Annotated in this window: 23 protein-coding genes; 13 read left to right on the forward strand and 10 right to left on the reverse strand. The window is 43.3% G+C overall.

The annotated features are described in order from the left end of the window. Positions 1–51: 51 nt before the first annotated feature. The 12 genes from E3E24_RS11075 to E3E24_RS11130 all read left to right on the forward strand — a co-directional run bounded on the left by E3E24_RS11075 (position 52) and on the right by E3E24_RS11130 (position 17253). Positions 52–1107 (forward strand): hypothetical protein, encoded by a 1056-nt coding sequence (locus tag E3E24_RS11075; RefSeq protein ID WP_167885141.1) that lies wholly within the window; start codon positions 52–54, stop codon positions 1105–1107. A 26-nt stretch (positions 1108–1133) separates the two neighbouring features. After that, entirely contained in the window at positions 1134–2174 is a 1041-nt protein-coding gene (locus E3E24_RS11080) for a hypothetical protein (RefSeq protein WP_167885142.1), read from the forward strand. A gap of 33 nt (positions 2175–2207) precedes the next feature. Further along, entirely contained in the window at positions 2208–3356 is a 1149-nt protein-coding gene (locus tag E3E24_RS11085; RefSeq protein WP_167916029.1) for a M20 family metallopeptidase, read from the forward strand. A gap of 210 nt (positions 3357–3566) precedes the next feature. Beyond that, positions 3567–4331: a hypothetical protein gene (locus E3E24_RS12720; protein WP_206204909.1), complete on the forward strand. Its 765-nt coding sequence runs from the start codon at positions 3567–3569 to the stop codon at positions 4329–4331. A gap of 68 nt (positions 4332–4399) precedes the next feature. Then, complete coding sequence (locus tag E3E24_RS11095; RefSeq protein WP_167885144.1) at positions 4400–10870, forward strand: S8 family serine peptidase; 6471 nt, start codon at positions 4400–4402, stop codon at positions 10868–10870. 124 nt (positions 10871–10994) lie between these two features. Beyond that, positions 10995–11948 (forward strand): SPFH domain-containing protein, encoded by a 954-nt coding sequence (locus tag E3E24_RS11100; protein ID WP_167885145.1) that lies wholly within the window; start codon positions 10995–10997, stop codon positions 11946–11948. Beyond that, complete coding sequence (locus E3E24_RS11105; protein ID WP_167885146.1) at positions 11948–12367, forward strand: NfeD family protein; 420 nt, start codon at positions 11948–11950, stop codon at positions 12365–12367. Before E3E24_RS11100 ends, E3E24_RS11105 begins: the two co-directional genes overlap by 1 nt. Before the next feature lie 45 nt (positions 12368–12412). Further along, entirely contained in the window at positions 12413–12715 is a 303-nt protein-coding gene (locus E3E24_RS11110) for a DUF424 domain-containing protein (RefSeq protein WP_167885533.1), read from the forward strand. Between the two features lie 16 nt (positions 12716–12731). Then, positions 12732–13892, forward strand: a complete 1161-nt coding sequence (locus E3E24_RS11115; RefSeq protein ID WP_167885147.1) for a 60S ribosomal export protein NMD3 — start codon at positions 12732–12734, stop codon at positions 13890–13892. 50 nt (positions 13893–13942) lie between these two features. Next, a complete protein-coding gene (locus E3E24_RS11120; RefSeq protein ID WP_167885148.1) occupies positions 13943–15010 on the forward strand; it encodes a DUF1464 family protein in 1068 nt (355 codons plus the stop codon). 66 nt (positions 15011–15076) lie between these two features. Then, a complete protein-coding gene (cdr, locus tag E3E24_RS11125) occupies positions 15077–16402 on the forward strand; it encodes a CoA-disulfide reductase (RefSeq protein ID WP_167885149.1) in 1326 nt (441 codons plus the stop codon). A 116-nt stretch (positions 16403–16518) separates the two neighbouring features. Then, positions 16519–17253, forward strand: a complete 735-nt coding sequence (locus E3E24_RS11130) for a hypothetical protein (protein ID WP_167885150.1) — start codon at positions 16519–16521, stop codon at positions 17251–17253. On the opposite strand, the gene E3E24_RS11135 is transcribed toward E3E24_RS11130, so the two are convergent. From E3E24_RS11135 to E3E24_RS11150, 4 genes are all read right to left on the reverse strand, one after another. Beyond that, positions 17243–18493 carry an MFS transporter gene (locus E3E24_RS11135; RefSeq protein ID WP_167885151.1) on the reverse strand — a complete coding sequence of 417 codons (1251 nt, stop codon included), beginning with the start codon at positions 18491–18493 and terminating at the stop codon, positions 17243–17245. The two genes, E3E24_RS11130 and E3E24_RS11135, sit on opposite strands and share 11 nt — an antisense overlap. A 161-nt stretch (positions 18494–18654) precedes the next feature. Continuing rightward, positions 18655–18816, reverse strand: a complete 162-nt coding sequence (locus E3E24_RS11140) for a hypothetical protein (protein WP_167885024.1) — start codon at positions 18814–18816, stop codon at positions 18655–18657. 70 nt (positions 18817–18886) lie between these two features. Then, positions 18887–19093: a hypothetical protein gene (locus E3E24_RS11145; RefSeq protein ID WP_167885152.1), complete on the reverse strand. Its 207-nt coding sequence runs from the start codon at positions 19091–19093 to the stop codon at positions 18887–18889. Beyond that, positions 19093–19710 (reverse strand): NifB/NifX family molybdenum-iron cluster-binding protein, encoded by a 618-nt coding sequence (locus E3E24_RS11150; protein WP_167885153.1) that lies wholly within the window; start codon positions 19708–19710, stop codon positions 19093–19095. Before E3E24_RS11150 ends, E3E24_RS11145 begins: the two co-directional genes overlap by 1 nt. Positions 19711–19818: 108 nt before the next feature. On the opposite strand from E3E24_RS11150, the gene E3E24_RS13095 reads away from it, so the two are divergent. Continuing rightward, complete coding sequence (locus E3E24_RS13095; RefSeq protein WP_370520492.1) at positions 19819–19968, forward strand: molybdopterin-binding protein; 150 nt, start codon at positions 19819–19821, stop codon at positions 19966–19968. Between the two features lie 75 nt (positions 19969–20043). Here the strand turns inward: E3E24_RS13095 and E3E24_RS11160 are convergent, their stop codons facing one another. The 6 genes from E3E24_RS11160 to E3E24_RS11185 form a co-directional block, all read right to left on the reverse strand. After that, positions 20044–20838 carry a nicotinate-nucleotide pyrophosphorylase gene (locus E3E24_RS11160; RefSeq protein WP_167885154.1) on the reverse strand — a complete coding sequence of 265 codons (795 nt, stop codon included), beginning with the start codon at positions 20836–20838 and terminating at the stop codon, positions 20044–20046. Between the two features lie 5 nt (positions 20839–20843). Continuing rightward, entirely contained in the window at positions 20844–21902 is a 1059-nt protein-coding gene (locus E3E24_RS11165; protein ID WP_167885155.1) for an ATP-binding cassette domain-containing protein, read from the reverse strand. Continuing rightward, a complete protein-coding gene (locus E3E24_RS11170) occupies positions 21892–22680 on the reverse strand; it encodes an ABC transporter permease (protein WP_167885156.1) in 789 nt (262 codons plus the stop codon). Before E3E24_RS11170 ends, E3E24_RS11165 begins: the two co-directional genes overlap by 11 nt. Then, on the reverse strand, positions 22668–23483 hold the full coding sequence (gene modA, locus E3E24_RS11175; RefSeq protein ID WP_167885157.1) for a molybdate ABC transporter substrate-binding protein: 816 nt from the start codon (positions 23481–23483) through the stop codon (positions 22668–22670). Before modA ends, E3E24_RS11170 begins: the two co-directional genes overlap by 13 nt. A 78-nt stretch (positions 23484–23561) precedes the next feature. After that, the gene (locus E3E24_RS11180; RefSeq protein ID WP_167885158.1) at positions 23562–24302 is read right to left on the reverse strand and encodes a Rossmann-like domain-containing protein; all 741 of its coding nucleotides are present in this window, start codon (positions 24300–24302) and stop codon (positions 23562–23564) included. Positions 24303–24635: 333 nt separating this feature from the next. After that, a complete protein-coding gene (locus E3E24_RS11185; RefSeq protein ID WP_167885159.1) occupies positions 24636–25040 on the reverse strand; it encodes a hypothetical protein in 405 nt (134 codons plus the stop codon). Positions 25041–25048: the final 8 nt, after the last annotated feature.

The raw sequence follows: 25048 nt of genomic DNA on the forward strand, positions 1-25048 counted from the left end.
ACACCCCTAACTCTTTTAACATAAAGTTCGCTTTATTAAATTGGTGGTGAGATGAAATCCTTAAAACTCTTTAGCTTGGCGTTCTTTTCTTATCTTCTTCTAATGCTCTGCTCTCATTTAGTCCTTAAAGAGTATTCTGCTTCTCGAGATATGCTTCCGCTTTCTCTTGCAGTAATACTTATCTTTTACTGCTGTTTTGTGGTTGGATATCTTAGACCTTTATATCTGCCAAGTGAAGCTGTGTGGATTGCGATATTTTTGCTGGCAGTATATTTTGCACGATATGTTGTGTTAGCCCCAGCTGCTGTAGTGTTTTTGTATATCCTTCTCAAATATGAGCCAGAGTTTTTTAAGAAGTTCTCTTGGTTTGTCTTTTTGCTAGGTGTCGGCATCGTTGGTTCCACTTATCTCTTTGTTGGGGTTCCTTTCTTTGAGTATCCCATTAGATTTGAACTAACGGAGGTGCTTACACTATCTGCATATTTGTTCTTAACGGCGATAGCTTTCGAGCAGAGGGGAAGAATTAGAAGCTTGTACTTCTTTGTATCTTTTATTTTGCTGTTCATGTCAACTTTTCGTTCTCTCTTGATTCTCGTGTTTTTGGCTTATGTAATCCCTTATTATCTCTCTGGAAAAATTAAAATGCAGGAGATACTCCTAGGGGTTCTTGTTGGAATAGCTGTTTTAATTTTAAGCGGTAATCTTGAGAGACTTTTGATAAGAGTGGGTTTTACTTTTCTTATTTTTGAAAATCTCGTTAAAATTTCACTCCCCTTTGGATTTTATCACGGTTCCTTGCTTCTTAGCTACTCTCCTGGTAGGAAAATAGCATTTATGTTCACCCTCGCTAGGAATATATACTCGTCTTTTATTTTTGGACAAGCTGTTGCTGATTTTGGGATATTTGGAGTAATTGAAGCCTATCTTTTGGGGGCTATACTCAAGTACTCCGAGAAAGATTTGAGCTCTCTGACAGTTGTTCTGTCTCTTTTAATTTATCTCATCGAGGTTGGTATTGATGCTTTTGTGCTAGCTATTATGCTGTTTTTTGGCATAATCTATGTCCAGAAAATCAACAAAACGAGCCTCAATTCTTTTAATATGTGAAGTCGAATTTAGTAACTGGTGGTACTGTGAAGTCTCTAAAGCTCTTTAGCTTGGCCTTTTTCATCTATATCCTGCTTACCCTTTGTGCCAATGTTTTTCTTAAGGATAAGTTATATGCTGCTGAGCTAGACATGTCCAGAATATGGACTGCTTCACTGGTTGCAATTTTATTCTTTGTTTTTCTTGTAGCTGGATATCTAAAGCCCGCTGAGCTTCCTGCTTGGGCTTACTGGTTGATGCTTTTTGTGCTGTCTTTTGCTCTCCCGCTCTATGGTGCCATTGCAGTGGCGTTTATCTTCTTATTTTCAATGAAATACAATCCGTTTGAAAAGCATGCCCACATTTGGTTGGTTTTTTCAATAATTCTGTTAGTTTCTATTTACCTTTTCAAAGGAGTCCCGCTTTTTAACTGGAATTTAAGGTTTGAATTAAGTAAGATTCTTGTGTTTTTAGCTTTTCTAAGTGGAGTCTCGCTAGTTTATGTGAATTGGGATATTAGATTTAAAACTCTGGCTTTTTTGATTCTTGAAATGCTGTTTTTCCTTGGAACATTTAGATCGCTTATGCTCCTTATATTCCTAATGTACATTCTACCTTTTTACTTTGAAGAAAGGCTTACATTGGATAAAATCTGCCTCGCTATTCCAGTGTTTTTACTAATTCTTTATCTCAGCGGAGGCTTGGAGGGGTTATTAGTTAGAATTGGCTTTACGTTTTTAATTTTCCATAACTTAGTCCATGTATCCATGCCCTTTGGATTTTTCCATGGGAGACTTTTGCTTCATAGTGATCCAAGATGGAGAGTTGCTTTTATGTTCACTCTAGAGAACCACTACACTTACTTTCTTTTTGGTCAGCTGGTAGCGGATTTTGGAATTTTTGGAGTGCTAGAAGCTTATCTCGTTGGAACGTTGCTTAAGTTGTCTGAAAGAAATGTCAAGACAGCAGTAATTGTTCTTTCAACTCTAATCTATGCTATTGAAAGTGGAATTGATGCATTTCTGTTTTCAGTCTTAATTCTCTTTGGTGCACTTTACTCTAAGACAAATATCGAAACACTAAAATAATTATCTTTGTTAAATTATTTTCGGTGGTTTAAGATGAATCCCATTGAAGAAGCTTTGAAAATAAAAGACCAGATTATAGCGTGGCGCAGGGATTTCCACATGTATCCAGAACTCAAATATGAAGAGGAAAGAACCTCCAAGATTGTGGAAGAACACTTGAGAGAGTGGGGCTATAAAATTAAGCGCGTTGGAACAGGAATAATAGCTGATATCGGAGAGGGTGATAAAAGAATAGCTCTTAGAGCAGATATGGACGCTCTGCCAGTTCAAGAGGAAAATGAAGTCCCTTACAAGTCTAAAATCCCTGGAAAGATGCATGCTTGTGGACACGACGCTCACACTGCCATGCTCTTAGGAGCAGCAAAAATCATAGCTGAACATGAAGATAAACTCCAAAATGCAGTTCGTCTAATATTCCAGCCGGCTGAAGAAGGGGGCAATGGAGCGTTAAAGATGATTGAAGCCGGTGCTCTAGAAGGAGTTGATGCAATCTTTGGAATACATGTATGGATGGACTTGCCAAGCGGAGTTTTTGGAATTAGAGATGGACCAATCTTAGCAGGTGCAGGAACATTCAGCATTAAAATAAAAGGGAGGGGCGGCCATGGGGCAGCACCCCACGAAACTATTGATCCAATTCCAATTACTGCCCAAGCAATTTTAGCATTCCAAACGATTGTAAGCAGAAATCTCAATCCAATTGAGACAGGCGTTGTGAGTGTGTGCGCAGTCCAAGGGGGCACTGCTTTTAACGTTATTCCAGAAGAGGTCGAAATGAAAGGCACTCATCGCTTTTTCAGTGAGGAGGTTAGGAGGTTAATAGAGAAAAGGATGGACGAAATTTTGAGAGGTCTAACCTCAGCTCATGGAGCAACATACGAGCTCGACATCAAAGAGCTTGTTCCACCAACGATAAATCATCCAGGGATGACGGAATTTGTGAGAAAAGTAGCTTTAAAATACGGCATGAGGGTTGGAGAGGTTGCCAAATCTATGGGTGCAGAGGATTTCGCATATTATCTCCAAAAAGTTCCTGGAATGTTCATACCCTTGGGAATTAGAAACGAAAAGAAGGGCATAATCTATCCGCACCATCATCCAAAATTCGATGTTGATGAGGATGTTCTTCATCTAGGGACTGCTTTGGAAGTTGCTTTAGCATTTAACTTCTCAAATTTATAGTTCCTTTTCTTTTTCTTTTGTTTGATTTTGTTATCTCTTATTACTAGTGTTGTTACAACTACGCATTGATCACTTTACAGAGTTTGCTAAACGAGCGTGAATGATTTATATTAACCATCAAAGTTCAAAATATGAACTTTGCTCACAGAAACTTTTATATTTTTGGCGTGAGTAGTATATGACTGAACAATTATAGACGGAGGTGTCCAGATGAATAGAAAGACAGTGAGCCTTCTTATTGTTGTATTAATGGTTCTCTCAGTAGTTCCAGCAACCTTTACAGAAGCAACCAATGTTTCTTCTTCACCAACTTCAATGCCACAGATAGAGTCAGGAATTCTTAAACTGAACGTTAATACAGAAGAACCAAAACAGTATACGTCACCCATGGAAAAAATTGATCCAAAACTCCTGGAAATCCTGAAAAACAAGACTAATGGAGATATTGCGAAATTGGACAGTAAAAATCTTATGTTTGTTCAGATTGTAGCTACAGAGGACATCGAGAGAGTTCTTACCAACGCAAAGATTCAGATTGTTGGGAGGACAGAAGTTGCTGGCATGACAGTGTACTTAGTGCTTATCCCAGTAAAAGAGGAGAGTGAAAAGACACTCTTAAAGATAGCATCCATTCCCCAAGTAAAGGCTATCACGAGGCCAAATCCATTTGAACCAATCGGCAAAATTAAGGAGCCCGATGCCGAGGATATCTCGGAGAATCTTGTAAACATCCCAGTATCAAAATACGCCTACAGAGTAGACTCATGGAAGCCAAAGGTCAGCATGGTAGATGGTATAAAGGTCTCAACTATGAAGTCCCTGGTTCCAGAAAAGCTTAGAAAGCTTAAGGTAGCGGACGGCTGGAAAGTTGCGGCTAGGGTGTTCCAAAGCAGCAGCCCGCTGACTACTTTGCAATCTACCACCATGGCGCTCTTGATGCTTGGTCTGATCTTGGGATTACAGGAAATGGAGTAAACGTTGCCGTTATAGATAGCGGTGTCGACTTTGGAAATCCTGACCTGCAGGATGCCTATGCGGTTGATATGAATCCAGACTCACCTTACTATGGATGGCCGATAGCCTTTGATGGAAACTCAATGCTCTGGTACCTTGTTCTCGGAGAAAAGTTTCCAAGTTACATCTTTTCCTGGTATGCTGACATGCCATTCACGATTACTCCAAAGCTTCTTGAGCGCTACATCGGTATTGGCTATCGCGGCGAGAATTTCACAACTGCCTTCACTACAGTGAGCCTTGCCAACATTCCAGATGACTACGAGAGGGCTGTAATTATAAATAACACTCTTAACTGGTTCGGCAATGTTACTAATGTTCTGCTTGTTGACGACGACGGTGGGGATATCTACGAGTTCTTCTATCTTATCTCACTCAACATGCTTGGTGTTAACTATACCTACTATGACGTCTGGTTCAATGAGAACTTCCTTAACGAGACTGGCCCAAGCCTAGAACTCATGAGCAACTACAGTCTAGTCATTTGGTTTACCGGTGGTGCCTATGACACAATAACCTACGACGACATCGAGCTCTGGAAAGCCTATCTCAACAATGGAGGAAAGCTTTGGCTCATCAGTGAGGACTATCTTTATACCTATGAAAAGACTTCCTTCACTCTGGATTACCTGCATGTGCTTGCATCCGTTCAGGACGTGCCAGTACCAACCATTATTGAGGACTACACTGGAGAGAGATACTACGGTGGAGAAGTTTACTGGGGAGCTTACATCAGCCCAACAGACATCTTCGCCGACTATATAGTTCCAGACTCTGAGGCAGAGCCACTACTCACGGGATACACGGCCTTTGCATACAGTCCAGACTTCGATGAGATACTCTTTGACGTCAAGCTCCCGCTTGACAAAGACCTGAACGTGCCGAGTGTTAGCGGTGAAATGAAGCTCGGTTATCATCCAGATCTTGCCTTATGGGCATATTGGGCTGGTGGTTATGTTCTCGTGACTGACAGCGAAGAAGCAGGCAAGTACGATACAGTTTACGTTGACTTGCTGCCATCAACAGTCATAGACTTCAACAAGGACGTTGGTCATACCAAGGATAACCCAGTAGTTCAACTGGACTTCCTTGACACGCTCGGTGGTCCTCTGGAGGTCGATACAAACCATGATGGGATACCTGACAAGGGGATAAGCATTGACATAAACGGCGATGGTATAAATGACGGCTGGTTCGGTCAAGATGGTTATGCTGACCTCTCTGGAGGACTAATATATTTCATAGCCGACGGTGAGACTCCAATACCGTACTCAGATGTAGTAGCGGAGAGATGGGGAATCCCACTCAAGATCCCAGAGGCTGGTGAACTCGTTGCCTTCATGATAGGCACTGACTTTACTTATGGAGGCGATCACGGAACACTCTGTGCAGCCGCCGTTGCCGCGAGGGGAAGAACTTACTATGGATACTACTACTCTGCAAACACATATGGAACCGCACCTGGAGCAAAGATAATCGCTGAAGGCTCACTGTACTCTGGTGGAATCTGGCTGGATTACATATTCTTCGCCGTTGAGGGTTACGATGGCATACCTGGAACCGGAGATGAAGCCCTTGTCGTCAGCAACAGCTACGGAAACTCTTACGTCATAAACAAGGGCTATGACTGGGAAGACAGGTTCCTCTACTGGATCACCTCAAATTATACACCATGGGTGAGCTTCCTCTTTGCGGCTGGTAATGGTGGTCCGGGTTATGGAACCGTCACAAGTAATGGCGCTTCGCCTGGAGTGATAACTGTTGGTGCTGCAGTTGAATACGGCTACAGGAACCTCTACGGCTATGATGGAGGACCATTAGGTTTTGAGTACGCTAACTACGGAGATGTTGCTGGATTCTCCAACAGAGGCCCAAACGCGCTCGGTCAGGTTGACCCCGACGTCTTGGCAGTAGGTATGTTTGCCGCAGGTAGCTTACCAGTTAACAGCGTTGGAAACGGTGTATTCGCCTCAGATCTGTGGGCAGGAACAAGCCTAGCAACCCCCATGGCAGCTGGAATAACTGCACTCGTTTACCAAGCATACTACGAGGCTCATGGCACGTTACCAACCGCACAGGAGGTCAAGGAGATACTCATGAGCACCGCTGACAACGTCAATCATGATGTCTTCAGCCAAGGTGCTGGATTCCTCAATGCATACAGGGCAGTTAAGGCTGCGATGGAGCTCGATGGAATAATAGTGTCACCCTCAATGTGGCAGGCTGGAGAGACCGAGTATCCAGCCTTTGCCAACATCATGTATCCAGGAGAGAGCGCCGAAAAGGTGTTTGAGATTAGGAATGCCAACACTACTGCCAACAAAGAGGTCGAGGTCTCTGCGGAGATATTCAAGAAGGTCGGCGAATACACATTCACAGTCAACTCGAGTCAGTTCGGAGAGCTAATAAGGATTGACCAGTACCTCCCAGAGGACGTTGACTTACTCAAGGTAACTGTCTACACACCGTACGAGCAGTTCCTCGAAGCTGGTTATATATATGCAGAGCTCTTTGCATGGACCGACGTCAACGGAAATGGAACCGTTGAATTCTGGTACGAGACCAACAGGATACAGTCAGATGTTAAAGCAGGTACAACACTCTCGCTAACACTTGGAAACCCACGGAGCAAGTTTGTCGATGGCCTGCTCTTCAGGCTCAGGAACGGTGGTGAGGTTAACTACGTCAAGCTCGAATTCTACAAGCGCGTCCCATGGAGCTGGGTAGAGATAACACCGGAAACTGTGCTTGTCCCAGCTAACGGCACGGCAGTGTTTTCAGTCAAGCTCACGGTTCCAGAGGATACTGCTCCAGGAATCTACGAGGGTGCAATCTACCTCAAGTACGACGGAGTCGAGACTACTGTACCTGTCAGCGTCGTTGTCGCAGCTCCAGTACCTGAGTTCGAGTTTGGAGGATACACAAACTCAACCGGCCTCTACGACAACAGCAACGTGTACGGCTACATGGACTGGTGGTGGAGGTATGAGAGCGGCGACTGGAGGCTGTTCTACTTCAACGTGCCTGAAGACATGAATGTAAGCGAGACATACATAATCACCGATGTTGCATGGGATGGAGCCTATCCGACGGATATCAATCTCCACGTACTTGGACCGCTCGTGGACGACTGGAGCATGATGAACCCGGACGTCTTCGGGCCATACACCCTTTACGAAATAGCTAGAAGTGATGACAGCTATATGGGCAGTGGAAGGTTCGCCTACAAGACCACAAGCGGTGGACCGAGGGAGATTATCGCGGCTCCAGCCCAGAATGGCCTGCATGCAGTATGGCTCCACAACGTGCTCTTCGATGGTCTCTCAGACCATAGAACGTTCTATGGAAGGATTGGCACCGCAAAGGTAACTCCAAGTGCCATTGAGGCTGTAGTCGAAGAGCCAGATGGAGAGTTCAACGTCCTCTTCAAGAGAAGCTATGACTTTGGAAACCTCACTACTGACGCCTATGGTCTAATAATCCCTGAGAAATACCTTAACGTGCTCGCACCACCAACTGAGGAGTCACACTTCTACGTAATTCAGGTCAACGAGTCAGGACAGCTCGATGTAGTTCTCACAAGCATATATGACGACCTCGCTGGGCTTGACCTCGACTTATATGTCTACTACACCACGGACTTCGAGAATCTTGAAACTGTAGGAAGCTCAACAAGTCCGTATGCAGACGAGAGGGTAACTATAGACTTCCCAGAGCCAGGCTACTACATTATCGAGGTTTACTCATGGTACAACCCGGCATTTGGGGACACCTACTACGACCTCTACATCTACGACTACGAGAAGAAGAACGTTGACACAAGCGTTGCAAAGGTTGATGAGAACGAGTACAGCATTACGGTTGGGTATTCACTTCATGAGCCGAACTTCGTTCAGCTTGCAGAAAGCGGTGAGCCACTGCTTGGTAAGCTCTTCATAGGTTCAGTCTACGCACCGACCCTTATACAGGTTCCAATGAAGGTCATAATAAGCAATGCTTCCTTAACGGACATTGAGGTTTCCTCAATGAGCATCGAGCCAGATGTGATAGAGGTCGGAGACACAGCAAATGTCACATTCATCCTGAGGAACAGGGGTGAGAAGACTGCATATGACGTTGTCGTTGAGCTTCTTGATGAGAACGGAAACGTCCTCGCTAGCGACACTATTAATGAATTCGCACCAAGCGATGTCTATGAAGCCTACTACATCATACCGCTCAATGACACTGAGATCCACAGCTTCACCATCGTTGTTAAGGCGCTTAACGACAGAGATGAGAGCAACAACAAGTACTACTTCACTCTCAGCGCAGCAGAGCCAGGCTTCCTCATGAATGAAGGTGATGCCTATGTTCCGTACACCTACAGCAACATCTCAGCATACGGCGAGGTCGTTAAGGTCGAGCCGCTTGAGATAACTGACAGTGGCGGAAGCTACGGCATATCAGCTAATCTCGCTGGAGAAGGCAAGCTCATCTTAGTGCTTCCGGGCTCAACAGAAAACGTTACTATAAGCGTAATTAGACCTTGGGCGTACTATAGTCTCCTCCTCAACCCGTTCGACGACGTCAGTCTCGGCCAGGGTGAGGTTCCGTACGTCATAACCGTCAACGGAACACCCAAGTTCAACCCGTTCGCAGTTCAGAAGGTCAGGGAGGCTCTCAACAAGCTCATCAGCAGGAACTATGTCGTTGAGTCAATAATAGGCGAGAATACTACACCAATGTACGGACCAGTAAAGTACTGGGATGCCCTCTACGGAGTGCTCTTCAGCATTTACAACATGACTGGCGTTGTAAGCTACGACGAAGAACAGGCACTGACGGAGATAGATGAAGCCCTCAGTGAGGCCGCAGAGGAGCTTGCCAAGTACAATTACACACTCGAAAAGGTCAACGGCACCTGGCTGTTCAACGGAGAGCCTGTAACGATAACTGGAATTGGAAGGGTCGAGGACTTCAGGCAGGACATAGCCCACTACATCGCAGACCTCCTCGAGAAGGCTGGAATACATGTCGAGCTCAACATAATTGACAGAAGTACTGCGGGTCTAATTGTATATGTCAATCCAGACTACACCAAGAACTTTACGTGGGCGTTCTACACTGAGGGATGGATTAGTGGCAGAATACTAAACAAGGATGAGATTCCAGAGTATCTATGGTGGTTCTACGCTCCATATGGATTCTACCCGAGCTGGGCCGTCAGGTACTATCCAACGCTTACCGTCAGTGATGTAATCGCCGAGTTTGGAGGCTACAACGAGACTATTGAAGGCCTCAGGCTCTACTACTATGACACCCCAGAAAAGCTTGCAATGATAGCGAACTTCACTGTAGTGGAGCTCACGGACATGCTGATGAACGCGACTGACGATGACCAGAAGCTCGACCTTGAGAAGCTCATCATATATCTTGGCATAAAGGACGGTGTCAGGGACTTCATAGCGGCAACCTATGAAGGAGCCAATGACATAATCAAGGGCTACGACCTCGTTGACTACGAGGGTAAGAAGCTCCTCATAATAGCATTTGAGAACAATGACTGGAGAACAGGGTTCTGGTTCACAGTTGACTACAAGCTCCACGTTGAGCAGTATACCGAGGAAGTCGTCGAGGAAGTTGAGGAAGTTGAGGAGACCATAGAGAACGTTGTAGAAACAGTTCAGGATGTTATCGAAGAGCTCACCAACGTTACCGAAACGGGCGAGAGCATAGAGGAGACCCTCCAGGTGCTTGAAGAGGTCACAGAGGAGAACCCAGAGGTCATTGAAGAAGTAGCAGAGCAGCTCAACATGACTGTTGAGGAGGTTCAGGACATCATCGAGGACACCCACGTCGAGCAAATTGACGAACAGACCACGGCGCTAATGGTCATAGCGAGCGAGCTTAACGGTGATGCAGAGATAGTCAAAGATGAGACAGATGTTACAGTTGAAGAAGTTAAGGAAGGCAGGGAGGAAGTCAAGAAAGCTGAGGCAAAGATAGTTGTTGATGGTGACCACGGCACAGTTGTCACACTTGCCATCAAGCTACCGCTTGACATTGATGAGTACAATGTTACGGTCAATGATGCAGACCTGCTCGGAACCCAGCTCATTCCGAAGGATACATATTCACTACTTGTAGTAACAATTAGACTTCACTCACCAGCAGAAGTTGACGTGACAGCTATTGACAAGGAGGAAGAGAGACGGCAAATTAACTATGTCCAGACTCTCAACTTCATCAATTACATGTACTACAAGAAATATATCAAAGAGTTCGAGAATCTTTACAACAAGAGCGTTGAGCTCGGGATTGACAATGCAATTATTCAGGAAGCTCTTAACTACAAGCAGATTGCAGAGCAGTACTTCAAGGCTGCAGAGGGGTATGGTCCAATAATCAACAACCTTGGTAATCCAAGGATTCTAATGCCACTTAGAAAAGCATACCTCAACATGAAGAAAGCAGTAGAAATTCTAGAGAAGGCTACAGAGGAAGCTGAAAGCTCTTGAAATCTTTCTTTTCTTCCCTTTTGACTTTTCTAGTTCTTTTATCCAGTAACATAGTCCTTAACTGACGAAAACTTTATATTGGATTCTACTGACAAAAGTTTGAATACTACATGGGGGTGTAGTAATGCCAGCAACTTTTGCCCTTGTAATATTAGGTGCTTTTCTCTTGTTGATGCTTGTTTTGAGCGTTAAAGTTATCAGACCGTATCAAAAGGGTCTCGTTGAAAGACTTGGAAAGTTCAACAGAATCTTAGAGCCGGGAATTCACTTCATCATACCCTTTATGGAAAGGGTTAGGATAATAGACATGAGAGAGCACGTCATTGATGTTCCGCCGCAGGAAGTTATCTGTAAGGATAACGTTGTCGTTACAGTTGATGCCGTCGTTTACTATCAAGTTATTGATCCGGTAAAAGCCGCATACAACGTCAGCGACTTCCTCTTGGCTATCATCAAGCTTGCACAGACAAACTTGAGGGCAATAATTGGTGAAATGGAGCTTGATGAAACATTAAGCGGAAGAGACATAATAAACGCTCGCTTGAGAGAAGAATTAGACAAAATCACAGATCGTTGGGGTGTGAAGATTACAAGGGTTGAAATCCAAAGAATTGATCCGCCGAGGGATATACAAGAGGCAATGGCCAAGCAAATGACTGCTGAGAGAGAAAAGAGGGCAATGATTTTGATAGCTGAAGGTAAGAAGGAGAGCGCAATCAAGCAAGCTGAGGGTGAAAAACAGGCGAGAATTTTGAGAGCAGAAGGTATCAAGCAAGAACAAATCCTAATTGCTGAAGGTCAAGCTGAGGCTATAAAGAAAGTTCTTGAGGCTTTGAGACTGGCTGATGAAAAGTATCTCACGCTTCAATATATTGAGAAGCTTCCAGAGCTGGCTAAGTACGGCAACCTAATAGTTCCATATGATACGGAGGCATTAATTGGCTTGTTGAGGGTTCTTCAAAAAGTTGGCAAGACAAAGCTGCCAGAGCCGAGAGAAAACCCGCCTAGAGATTCATCAAAAATGGGGGAAACAGAAAACGATAAAACTGATGAAGAATTAAAGAAAGTCTGGGAGTGATGTGTGATGGATTATTCCCCCTCTTACTTTTAATTTTAGGTTTGTTAATAATAGTCCTTGACATGATGGTTGCAGCGTTTATAACGCCGATTGGAATAGCCTTTGCCATTCTTGGCTTGTTGCTTGTGTTTGATGTGAATTTCAACATTGCCTTTGTAGTATCATTAGTTGCTGCGGTTATCAGCTATCAGCTCTTTGCCAGATTTATAAAGAAAGAAACCATTGATATTGGAAAGCCCAAATACACCTTTGAGCTTAAAGGGAAAAGAGGAAAAGTGAAGAGAATTAAAGGAGACGAAATTTGGGTTGAGCTTGAGGGAGAGGAATGGCTTGCTAAACCTCTCGATGATGTTAAAGAAGGAGATGAGGTAGTTGTAGTTGATATTGATGGGGTAAAGCTCATTGTTCGCAAAGCTTGATTAGATTTTTAAATCCCCTGTCCCTTTTTTATTAAGGTGGCTCAAATGAAGATATACGTGAAAGTTTATCGTGTTCAAGGTGAGATTTTGCTGGCAGCGTGTGATGAGGAGTTGTTGGGGAAGACCTTCAGAGAAGGCGAGCTTAAGTTAGAGGTTAAGGAAAGATTTTACAAAGGCGAGCTCAGAGATATTGAGGATTTAGAGAGACTTTTAGAGGAGGCGACAATAGCCAATCTTGTGGGAGAGAGATGCGTTAATAAGGCCATTGAGCTTGGTTATGTCAGCGAGGATAGGGTTTTATACATTCAGGGAGTTCCCCATGCACAAATGGCCAAAATGCTATGGTGAGTTTGGGGTGATAGTTATGAGTGAGAGATTCTGTTATAGATGTGGGATAGGTGAGAGTGAGGGAGGGCCTCTAATAGATGGACTGTGTCAAGTTTGCTTCAGAAAAGAGAATCCTGTACTTCTAATGGAGAGTGAACTCAACACCGAGTTATGCCAGAACTGTGGGAGCTATAAAAAGAAAGGGGTGTGGGTTGATCCGCAAAATTACGAACTTGACCAGCTGATATTTGAAGTTGCTGAAAATGCTCTGCTTGAAAATTTAGCATTAGATGAGCGCGTCAAAGAAATAAGAATAATCCCAAAGGAGGAGCTTGATGAGATTGAAGAGCTCCCAGTTGGCGTTGCATACGTAAGTTACGAGCCAGTTAACTGGCACATTGACTACTTTCCTGCAATTGTCATTTATGAAGTTGAAGTCAAAGCTCGCATACACGAACTTCAAAAAGAACTGCACTATGAAAAGAAGACTGTTACAGTTTATGTAAGGCAGACGGTTTGTCCGAGATGTCAAAAGTTCCTTGGAGGCTACTTCGAGGCTATTCTGCAAGTTAGGGCTGAGGACAGAGAGCTGACTAAGGAGGAGAGAGACGAAATTGTAAAGCTCGTCCAAGAGAAAGTGGATGAGATAATGAAGAAGGACAGAATGGGGTTTATTCAAGACACCGTTGAGCTTGATGAGGGTATTGATTTCTACATGGGCTCTACAAGGTCGGCAAGAAAACTTGCTCAAGCAATAAGAGACAAATATGGTGGAACTATAAGTGAAGCATATGAGCTTGTAGGTCTTGACAGACAGACGAGCAAAGAAGTTTATAGGACGAGTGTAAGTGTTAGACTGCCCAAGTTCAGAAAAGGGGACATCGTTAGTGACAAGAATGGAAATGTATATCGTGTCGAAGAAGTTAACGGAAAAGGCATGAACCTCACAAACCTAGCAACTCATGAAAGCGAGCACAAAGACTGGAAGACTATAAAGAGAGAGGGTGTTGATCTGGTTGAACATGAGAGGAAGGAAGCCATGCTCACAAGCTTAACTCCTAAAGAGGCTCAATTCATGGATATGGAAAATTATGAAACATTCGAAATTGAGAGGCCGAAGATTGATCTGAAGGAAGGAGAAATCTACAAGCTTGTGAAAATTAAAGGCAAATACTACATTGAGAGTAAAAAGGAATAATCTCACAACTTTTATAATTCTTGGCGTTTCTCTTTTTCTTGGGTGATAAAATGAGGGTTATAGGTGTTGATCCTGGAACAAGGAGCTTTGACGTTATTGGTCTCGAGGATGGAAAGATAAAGCTCGACTTAAGCTTTCCAAGTGAAGTTGTAGCTGAAGAGCCAAGTAAAATTGTAAAAGCCATTGAAGAGTTCAACGCTGATATAATAATTGGGCCTTCTGGCTATGGAATTCCGCTGAAGCACATTAGTGAGCTAACTGAGAAAGACAGATTTGAGATGACCCTTGTTAGGGAAGAGGAGATGATGCAAATCCCCGTTTTAATTGGTCTCCAGAAGATGGTTGATGAGATGAGAGAAAAAGAGATGAACGTTTGGTTTATTCCAGGAATAATACACCTCCCAACGGTGCCCGAATTTAGGAAATACAACAAGATTGACATGGGAACTGCAGATAAACTGGCAATAACTGTTTTAGCAATCTACGATCAAGCTAAGCGCTTAAGCATTCCCTATGAAGAGGTTTCATTCGCTTTGCTTGAGGTCGGCTTTGGCTACAACTTTGCTGGAGCAGTTGACAAAGGAAAGATAGTCGATGGAATTGGCGGAACTATCTTCCCCGGGCCGGCATTTGTCAACAGCGGCGCTTTGGATGGAGAGGTTGCTTATCTGATTGGTGAGATAAGGAAGTGGCACCTCTTCTACGGAGGGGCTTCAATAATAGCAACTGGTGAGATTTTATCTCCAGAAGAGTTTGCCAAGCGCTTAGATGAGGAAAGCTTTGCAAAAGCTTGGGAAGCAATGAAAGACGGCTTTGTAAAAGCCATAGCAAGTGAACTGGCAGTTATTGAAAAGCCGAGGGAGATAATCCTCTCTGGAAGGCTTATGCGCATCAAAGAGCTTAGGGAAGATGTTAAAGATCTCCTCGAGGAAAAGTTCGGTTTGCCTGTGGTTAAGCAGAGAGGCTTGGAAGGAAAAGCCAAAGAGGCTGCTCAGGGAAGTGCAATAATCGGCGATGGTCTCTTGGGGGGTCAGTTTAAGGATTTAGTTGAACATGTTGAGATTAAAAAAGCTAGAGGAAGTGTTTTAGATTATGTTAAGTTTCCTCTGAATCTTTAGCTTTTCCACATTTTTGCCCGTCAACCTTTTTAACCTTTGGTTTTGAACCTTTAGCGGTGAAGAAAAATGAGCAAACGAGTTGTAATTATTGGTGGTGGAGCTGCAGGAATGAGTGCTGCTTCAAGGGTCAAGCGTTTAAAGCCTGACTGGGATGTTAAAGTCTTCGAAGCAACGGAATGGGTAAGTCATGCTCCTTGTGGAGTGCCCTACGTTGTTGAAGGAATTTCCCCAAAAGAAAAGCTGATGCATTATCCTCCAGAGTTCTTCATAAAGAAGAGGGGCATTGATCTGCACTTAAATGCTAAAGTTGTGGAAGTTGAGCAAGGACAAGTTAGGGTTCAAGAAAAAGATGGTGAGCATAAATATGAGTGGGACTACTTGGTTTTTGCCAACGGGGCCTCCCCTAAGCTTCCACCAATTGAAGGAATTGACTTAGAGGGAGTTTTTACAGCTGATTTGCCTCCCGATGCAGTTGCGATAAGGGAGTATATGCAGAAATATGATGTTAAAGATGTAGTGGTTATCGGAACGGGATACATAGCACTAGAAATGGCTGAAGCCTTTGCTGCTCAAGGAAAGAATGTAACGCTCATTGGGAGGAGCGAAAGAGTTCTAAGGAAAAGCTATGACAAAGAAATCACAGACATCGTCGAGGCAAAGCTTAGGGAGCACATAAATCTCCGCCTGCAGGAGCTAACAATAAGACTTGAAGGCAAAGAAAGGGTTGAGAAAGTCGTTACTGATGCAAACGAGTACAAGGCTGATTTAGTTGTGATAGCAACGGGAATAAAGCCGAACATTGAGCTGGCAAAGCAGCTTGGCGTTAGAATTGGAGAAACTGGTGCAATATGGACGAATGAAAAGATGCAGACTAGTGTTGAAAATGTTTATGCGGCTGGAGACGTTGCTGAGACAAAGCACATAATTACTGGGAGGAGAGTCTGGGTTCCTCTAGCTCCACCAGGAAATAAGATGGGCTATGTTGCTGGCAGTAATATAGCTGGAAAGGAAATACACTTCCCTGGAGTTCTTGGCACTTCAATAACAAAGTTCATGGACTTGGAAATCGGAAAGACAGGTTTAACTGAAAGCGAGGCATTGAAGGAGGGATACGATGTTAAGACAGCTTTCATTGAAGCAAGAACAAAGCCTCACTACTACCCCGGTGGAAAGAAAATCTGGCTCAAGGCAGTGGCAGATAAGGAAACAAATAAGCTCTTAGGACTTCAAGCTGTTGGTTCAGATATACTTCCGAGAATTGACGCATTTGCTGTTGCGTTACAAGCTGGTTTTACGACAAAAGACTTATTCTTTGCCGATTTAGCCTACGCTCCACCATTTGCACCGGTGTGGGATCCACTAATAGTGCTGGCAAGGGTTTTGAAGTTCTGACTTCTTATTTTCTTTTTCGCTTTTTCATAAGCTTTATCATAATAACTTCATGTGAAAATTTTCTCAATCGAAAGATTTTTCAGATGGAAGTTATTAACCTCGATGGGGTGAATAAATTGAAATCAAAGGTTGCAGAGAGAGAATTTACGCTTCCTTGGGATTTTCTTAAGGAGGTTTTGAAGAATTCGCAGATTGTTGTGAGATATTTCCCGTACTTTGACAACATAGAAGAGCGCAATGGAGAGCTCTATGTGAGGTTTAAAGTTCCAAAATTCCTCTTTAATTTTGGATTTGAGTTCAAGCTTGAGGCTGGATTTGAAGAGAATAAGTGCATTTACACATTTAAGGGTGATAAGGGAATTCTAACGATTACGTTTGAGTGCTTGGACAACAAGCTTAGAGTTGAAGCGAGCTGGTCTGGATTTGGAGAATTCATGATGGGCAAAAATCTTGAGATATTTGCAAACGGCATAGCTGATTCTATCAAACGCTTTTGCCAAAGCCAGGCCGAAGTTTATGAAAAATGCGAGATATGCAAAGCTGGAGAAAAAATTACCGCTCACATCAAAGAGCTGACACCTTCAACTCTTCCTTCACTTTTAATGAGGCTTTGCCTTTCTAGTGGCAGTGCAGACATTGAAATCCGAGGAGAATCAGTGGATAAAGAAGAGTCATTTAAGGCATATGTGAAAGATGGAAAGTTGACTCGCTTTGTATTTATCTCAAAAAGCAAAGTTATTGACTTTGAGATGAATGTTGATTTGAAAGATCTTGAAAAAGAAAGAGATGTCTTCAGGGATGTTCCGATTTCTGGAGCGTTTAAAGTTACGGTCTCTCCTTTTAAATTCTAATTTTCTTGAGCGTGATTAGGCTAAGCACTGCAAAAACTCCAGCCGCTGTAAAGTTTATCAAAAATCCGCCGCTATATACTATGAATCCGCTGGCAAAGCTCCCTATTATGTAGCCGATTGAGTTAACTAAATTAAAAGTTCCCATTGCGGCGCCTTTTTCCTTCTCACCAGCGAGCTTCCCAACTATGGACGTTGAGGAGATGCTGATAAAAGACCATGAGTAACCAGCTAGAAAATACGATAGGAAAGCAAACGGCAACAAATATGGGGTAAGTATACCAACAATTAAAGTTATTACTCCAAGAAGCCTCAGCGTTATTCCTTCTCTTAAGACCTTCGTGTTATCTCTGTTCTTAAGCATTAGTCCAACTCTTAGATACATGAACGCTGAAACCGCTGAATTTAAAATTGCTGCTAAGTAGATAACTCTCCTCTCAAATCCGCTCTCCACTAAGAGGACAGGAAACTGTGAGAAGTACATGCCGGCTGAAATCCAGAACAAAAGAAGGGCTAGATAGAACTTCCCAAATCTTGGCTTTCGTATGTTGGTGTGGAGTATGAAAGTCGGAAGATAGCGGGTTTTTTCGACAACGTAGTTTCCAAAAACTTTGATGCTCTTCCTGTTAATATATATTGGGATTTCTCTCATGGTTTTGGCTCCCCATATGAGTGAGGGGACATTGAGGATAGCAAATAGAAGCAGGAGCTGTCTTATTGTGAGATACTGTGATAGAGCAAATCCTAGACCAAGTCCAAAAACCCATGCCCATCCGCTTATCTCGTTGAACTTTCCGATTCCATAGTCCCAGCTGTGCTTTCTAACGCTCCTAAGAACTAAGACTATTGGAACTGAAAGAGTTGATGCTAAGAAGAAGGAGTAAACGGCATTGAGCAGAATAAACTCCGTTGGGCTGTCTGTGAAAGAGAGGGCTGTTAGGAATATACTCACGCTGAGAAATCCGAGGAGTATGAAGACTTTTCTCCTTAACGTTTTATCGCTCAGCTTTCCCCAAAACAAGCTGCCGATCATTGAGGATAAGCTTGCGAGAGAGTTCATTATTCCAACCATCTGGGCATTTCCGCCAAGCTGGAGGAGGTAGAGGGGCATTAGGATTGAGCTTCCGCCAGTTGAGATTTTGAAGGGCACGAAGGAGTAAAACCACTTAGGAACCTTTGATATTCCATAATACCTATGAGAGACTTTCTTTGCATGCATTGTGGCGTTTATTCTTTGACTCATCCAAATCACCTTGAGGCTTGTGAGGAGCAAATTTGGGTTTATAAAGGTTTATGTTTTCATAAGAGATGTGATGAACAGTTATGTGCAGAAGATTGTTGCTAGAAAGAATTTCTCTGTGTCAATGGGACAAAAATAAAGCAAAAAGAATAGGTAAGCTTGGGCTAATACCATCGGGTATACCAATATGCCCCTCTACCGTAAATCCATCCGGGCCTTTGCCAGGGTGGAAGATAACTAAAAGGCCCATTTCCTGGCCATGGTCCAGCCCATCTACCCCTACCAGACCAACCTCTTCCTCTACCTCTTCCCCATCCTCTTGGCATGAGCGTCACCTCCATTTGCTTTTGACCAAACCAAATCTAACGCAAAAATAAAAATTTCAAAGGAAAAGGTTCACCAGTCCCACCAGTATGTCCACCTGGGGTAGTAGTATGGATAGTAATTCCTAAGCCATGCATAATATCCCCATGGTCCTCCAAAGAGCCACCAGCACGCTCCCCTTCCAAAGAGCCATCCAGGTCTCAGCCATGGTGGAAGCCAACTGAATGGGCCGTTTCCAGGCCAAGGCTTCCACCAATACCAACCCCAACCCCACGGCATCACCACCACCTCCAAGGAGCGTTCTTTGGGATGAAAAATGGGCAAGCGGGATCATCAGCGTGAACAGTTAGATTCCAAAATTCACACTTGCCATCCTTATAGTGGATGCAATCCTTGTGCCTTGGTGGCTCTGGTATCGGTGGTCTTGCTGGCATTGGGAATGGAGGATAGTAAGCTTGTGGCTGAGGAGCGGGTGGGTAGTATGGTGGGACTTGAGATTGTTGAGTTAGATAGTATGCCTGTGGTGGAGCCTGGAAATGTTGTGGGTATTCGGGTGATTGTGGAGCTTCGCCTTTGCTTATCTTTTCAACAGCTTCCTTTATCGGGGTTCCTGGTGGAAATGTGTAAACCTTAATTCCTGCAGCTTGTAGGGCAGCCATTGCGTTTGGGCCAAGTTGAGGAGCAATCACTGCATCAACGCCTTCATTTACGAGCATTTGCACAACCATTGGATCCGCTCCACTGGAGGCATTCATGGCTTCGTTTTGGATAGTTCTAACGTTTTTAATCTCTCCATTTTCTATATCGACGATTGTAAACACGGGTGCCCTTGCAAAGACTGTTGAGATTGTGTCTTCTAACCCTCCACGGTTTGAACTTGGTATTGCGATTCTCATGAGATCACCCCATTATGTGCATATGCAAAAAAAGCTTAAAAGGTTTATTGGACAAATTTGAGTATAACCAAAGGTTAAAATTGAATAATGCAGTTTTAGCTACTGCAAATAGTCTTTAGAACATTTTTCTGGGCTGTTAATAAGGATTATAACACCCACGATCACACAAGAGAAGCAGCAGAAGAGCTTGGCTTGAAGCCCGGAGATAAAGTTAAAGCTATAATAAAAGCTACAGAAGTTATAATTGAAAAAGAGTAGTGTTTCTGTTTTTCCTTTTTGCCTTGTTTTTGCAAATTAGCAGCCTCAAACGAAACCTAAAGCAAAAATAAAAACTTAAATTTTCTTGATTTTTGTCGTCAGATCAAGAGGCCGGGCATAGTATGGAGCGCTCGTAACTATTATATCAGCAACTTTGGCATAATCTTCGATATTGCTCTCGTCTATGTTTCCCGCAACGGCTATTTCAAGCCTTGGATTCAAAGCTTTAAGCTTTGGAACGAGCTCTCCAAGTTCTTCAATCGTAAAGTGGTCTAAGAGCAAGATATCAGCAATCTTTGCATATCTGTAAGCTTCTTCCCTGCTCCTTGGCTCAATCTCGATTTTCCTTAAAGATTTGATGTCTTTGAGCTCTCCAACAACGTTTAAGTGGTTTTGAGTTATCAAGATCGAATCGCTCAGCGAATTTCTGTGATAAAAGCCACCTCCAGCTTTTACAGCCTTCAGCTCGAAATATCTCATTCCTGGGTGAGTCTTCCTTGTTGTTGCAACTACAACGTTAGGATTGACTTTTCTTGCTATCTCAACCAGCTGCCTTGTTTTAGTTGCAATTGCACAGGTTAAAGAAAGGAATGTCTGAGAAATCCTCCAGAGCTTGAATAGCTCTTTAATATCGCCCTGAGCCTGGAAGATTACATCACCTGCGTTAAATTCTTCCCCGCTTCTGATATATTTAATCACCTTTAATCTTCTCCTTTCATAGAATCCTGCCAAGTCTTCCGTGCAAGCTGCTATCCCTCTTTCTCTCGATATTATCTTTAATTCCCCTTCACCCTCGATTCTAAGCAGTTCTGTCGTCTCATCGAAATACGGACAGTCCTCAAAGAGATAAAGCTCAAAGAAATCCAGCATTTTTCTCACCCCACAATTCTAACGTTTGAAGCTTTAAAGATAACGTAGAACTCTTTTCCTTCCTCAATGCCGAGCAGATCGCAGGAGTTTGGTGTTATTACAGCTTTAAGCTCCACACCATCGAGCTTAATCCTCAGCCAGACTAAGTGTCCCTTCCTTGAAACCTCAGACACTTTACCAATGAAAACGTTCCTTGCCGAGCTTTCAATTGGCTCTTTCGCTATTATGATGTTCTCCGGTCTGATTGACACCCTAACTTCCTCTCCAATCTCAGCTCTGTCTGTGCTGTAAATTCTCAGCCCATTAACGCTTAACACAGTTAAATTACCCTCAGCTCCAACGACTCTGCACTTCAAAATGTTTGTTCCGACAAAATCAGCGACAAAGTCGCTTGAGGGTCTTGAAAATACTTCTTCCGGTTCTCCAATCTGCAGAACTTTGCCGTCTCTCATCACAACTACTTTCGTCGCTAAGCTGAAAATGTCATCAAAGTCATGAGTAACGTGTAGAACTGTTGTCTGGTACTCTTGAATTGCCTTTTTAACAAGCCTTCTCAGCTTTTCCCTAGTCTTTACATCGAGAGCTGAAAAAGGCTCATCCATGAGGAGGAGCTTCGGCTTGACAACTAAAGCCCTCGCTATTGCCGCTCTCTGCATCTCACCTCCACTAAGTGTTGTTGGCATCCTGTGGAGTAGATGGTCAATTTTCAAAACCTTCGCTATTCTTTCAACCTCTTCCTTGATTCTCTCTTCATCATTGATTTTCTTCCTCAAACCGTAAGCTATGTTGTCGTAAACAGTCATGTGTGGAAAGAGAACGTAGTCCTGATAAACCACGCTGACTCCACGCTTCTCTGGAGGTAGATGAGTTATGTCTCTCCCTTCCAGGATTATCTTTCCCCTTTCTGGCTTGTAGAATCCAGCTATTGTTTCCAGCAATATTGATTTTCCACTTCCTGTAGGGCCAATTATCGTTACATATTCTCTCTTTTCGACTCCCAGAGAGACATCCACAAGCTTGAACTCACCTAAATCAATGCTCAAATCTCTGATTTCAAGAAACATTTGTACCACCCTCTAGCTTTTCAAATGCAAGGATGGCCATGAAGGACACAACTATCAGAACTATTCCACTCGTTATTGCCATCCCAATGTTGCCGTAGGATATGTTCAGGTAAAGCGTTACCGGCAGAATTTCTGTGTTCATGTAGCTTCCTCCAGCTAGGATAAGCACTGCCCCGAAGGCACCCATGCATCTTGCGAAGGTTATGATTGTTGAAGCGAACAGACCGTTCTTTGCCAGAGGAAGTGTGACGTTTTTGAAAGTTTCAAATTCCCCGTAGCCGAGGCTTCTCGAGACGAGCTCATACCTTATACTTATTGATTCAAAGGTTGAGTAGGAAATCCTTGTCGCATAAGGCAGAGCAGTGAAAATTTGAGCAACAACTATACCAAGTTTTGTGAAGACGATCTTTATTCCAAGGTCTTGGAGGGCTTCTCCAACTGGTGTCCTTCCGAAGAGGAGAAGCAATGCTAACCCCAAAACAAGCTCTGGAAAAGCCATTGGGAGGTCGAGGATTGATTTGACTATATTCTTCCCTGGGAAGGAAAATCTTGAAAGGGCATAGCCGATTGGAATTGCTATCAACATAACAATCAACGTAGAAATTGAAGCTGTTATGAGGGATAGCTTGAGGGAGAAGAGCATTTCCTCTGATTTTAATGCTTCAGCAATATCTTTGGGGTTTGGAACAACAAAGAGCGACGCTATCGCCAAGAACAGAAAAAATGTGAACAAAAGGGAAACAAAAATGCAGAATCGCTTAAAGTTCAGCCCTTCCATGGCCTGAACCCCCACTTCTCCCAGATTTCGGTATGGTTAGCTATAAATTCGTTAAAGGCTTTAGCCACTTCTAAATGTCCATCTTTCTCTGCACAGACGGTTACAGCCGTTGGAATTGTCTTTATGATATTCTGCTCCGGTGGAATTTGAATAACCTCAATCTTGCCCTTTGCTTGTGCCCAAGTTGTCATATCCTCCCAGATTATAGCGGCATCAGCCTGTCCAGTCGTGATGTATATCAACAACTGGTTTACAGTTGGCGTGAACGTTACGACATTCTTGCTCACGTTTTCCCAGAGGCCATTCTTTTCAAGCATTTTCTTTGCAACTTTTCCTATGGCACAGGCCTTTGGATCGCCTAGAACAACTCTAACACCGGGCTTTGCTAAGTCTTCAAGTGAATGAATGTTCTTTGGATTACCCTTTGGAACGGCTATTACTGGGATGTGCAAGGTGACATTCTTCACCGTGTCATTCAGAACGTAGCCTTTATCCATGCCAACTTTGGTATAGTACCAGGCTCCAGGAATGAAGACATCACAGCCGCAGGTTGTCTGCAGAATGCCAAATATTTCGCTGCTTCCACCGTAGTGAACCTCAACCTTTGCACCTGTTTCATTCTCAAACATTCCTATGAGCTCGTTCATGGGCTTCATCAAGCCAGCTCCTGAACATACAACAACTGTTTGCCCTTCGAACTCCTTTGTGCTTTTGTTAACTTGGGCTTTTTCGCCAATGCATCCGCTTGAAATTACACTAAAAATCAAAACACATAGCAAGAGCAGAGTTGGCGTCTTTTTCATGTTATCACCGAAAAATGCACATATCTGAAAAATTTAAACATTTTGCGTAAACAAAAAAGTTAAAGTAAATAGAAACGCTTAACTAACTGCTACCGTGTACTTTCTGCTTTCTTTTGAAAATCCTCTAAAGCAGCCTAACTTCAGCTTTTCTATTGCTTTCTCAATATCAACAACCTTCATGGATGCAATATGGGTTATTCCCGTTCCTTTAAAGAACTCTGGCAAAGCCTGTCCAGTTGGCCCTGTAAGGAGAATAATTTTTGCATTCTTTGCTCTTTCAGCTATCATATCAACAGTTCCGTTTACTATACAAGTTGCACTTGCAATAACTGCATCCATCTCTGGCAGAAGCCAGTACTCTAAGGAATCGCTCAGTGTTTCTCTGTCCCACAGCTTCGGATTTCGCTCAAAGACATAGAGCTCAAAACCTCTCTCCCGCAGAGCCTTAACTATCGGCGGCATATTTCCAATAACTGCCACCTTTTCAATATCATCAGGGAGGAGCTCTACTGCGTCGATCCACTCCGCATTACTTAGATCAATGTGATATTGAGAAACTGCATTTATTGCTGCTAAAGCTAGAGTTCTTTCGACAACGTTCAGACTGTCAGCCTTTTTTATGAACTCCTCAAGGCTAGGTTCTTCGATTGAGTTTTCGTATCTTTGGATTTCCTCAGGTAAAGTCATAGCAACTCCGAGGGCTTTGCCCTTTTCACCCTCGACGAGAACGTAAGTGTATGGCAGTCCAAATGAAAAATCGATGAGTTCCAAGCCTTTTGCAAGCTTCAGCGCTTCTTTTTTGAATTTCCTCAACAGCATTTTATCACCCTCTATCAACTCTAATTCCTTCCAGACCCTCTATTCCGAGCTCAGGAATTTTAAACTCTCCATCTTCATAAATAATCGTCGGATTTTTATCAAGCACTTCTTCGAGAGAGTACTCAAACCTCCCATTTTCCGTTACAAAGATAACTTTCTTTGCAGTTTCTTTTAATATTGCCTTGTCTAGGACGTCCTTGAGCTTCGCTGAATTGCTCTCGTTCTTTACGATGGCATCTATTCCATGAAAGATGTTTAGGGTTCTCGGTGAGAAGTAGAGTATGTTGAATACCTCCCCATAAACTGAGAAGCACTCCTTTTTTCTTACAAACTCTACGATTCTGATCTTCTTGATCCAGTTGCATCTGCAGCCGTTATTATAATGTTGTAATCAGGAGAAAGGCCGTTCACGAGCTTGAGAAGATCGCTGAGAAGAACACCCTTATACGTACCAACCTTTTTTATCGAGCCTCTCTTTGTCTTAAGCCCTCCTTTGCCCTCAAACTGAGGCAGTTTTTTAATGTCTTCGAGCGTTAGGGCTTTTTCCTCACCATTAGGGCCAATAAGCCTCAAAACTACTTCGTTCTTTTCCTGCGTTGTGGTTGAGCTTGAAAGTGTCGGTGAGCCACTTTTCTCTGGGGTGACTGTTTTTGTTTCACTTATACATCCACTTGAAATCACACTAAACACTAAAACTCCAATTAAAAGCAGCGCTAAGCATTTTTTCACAGCAACCACCGAAAAAT

Source organism: Thermococcus sp. LS2, from assembly GCF_012027375.1.
Classification (GTDB): Archaea; Methanobacteriota_B; Thermococci; order Thermococcales; family Thermococcaceae; genus Thermococcus_B.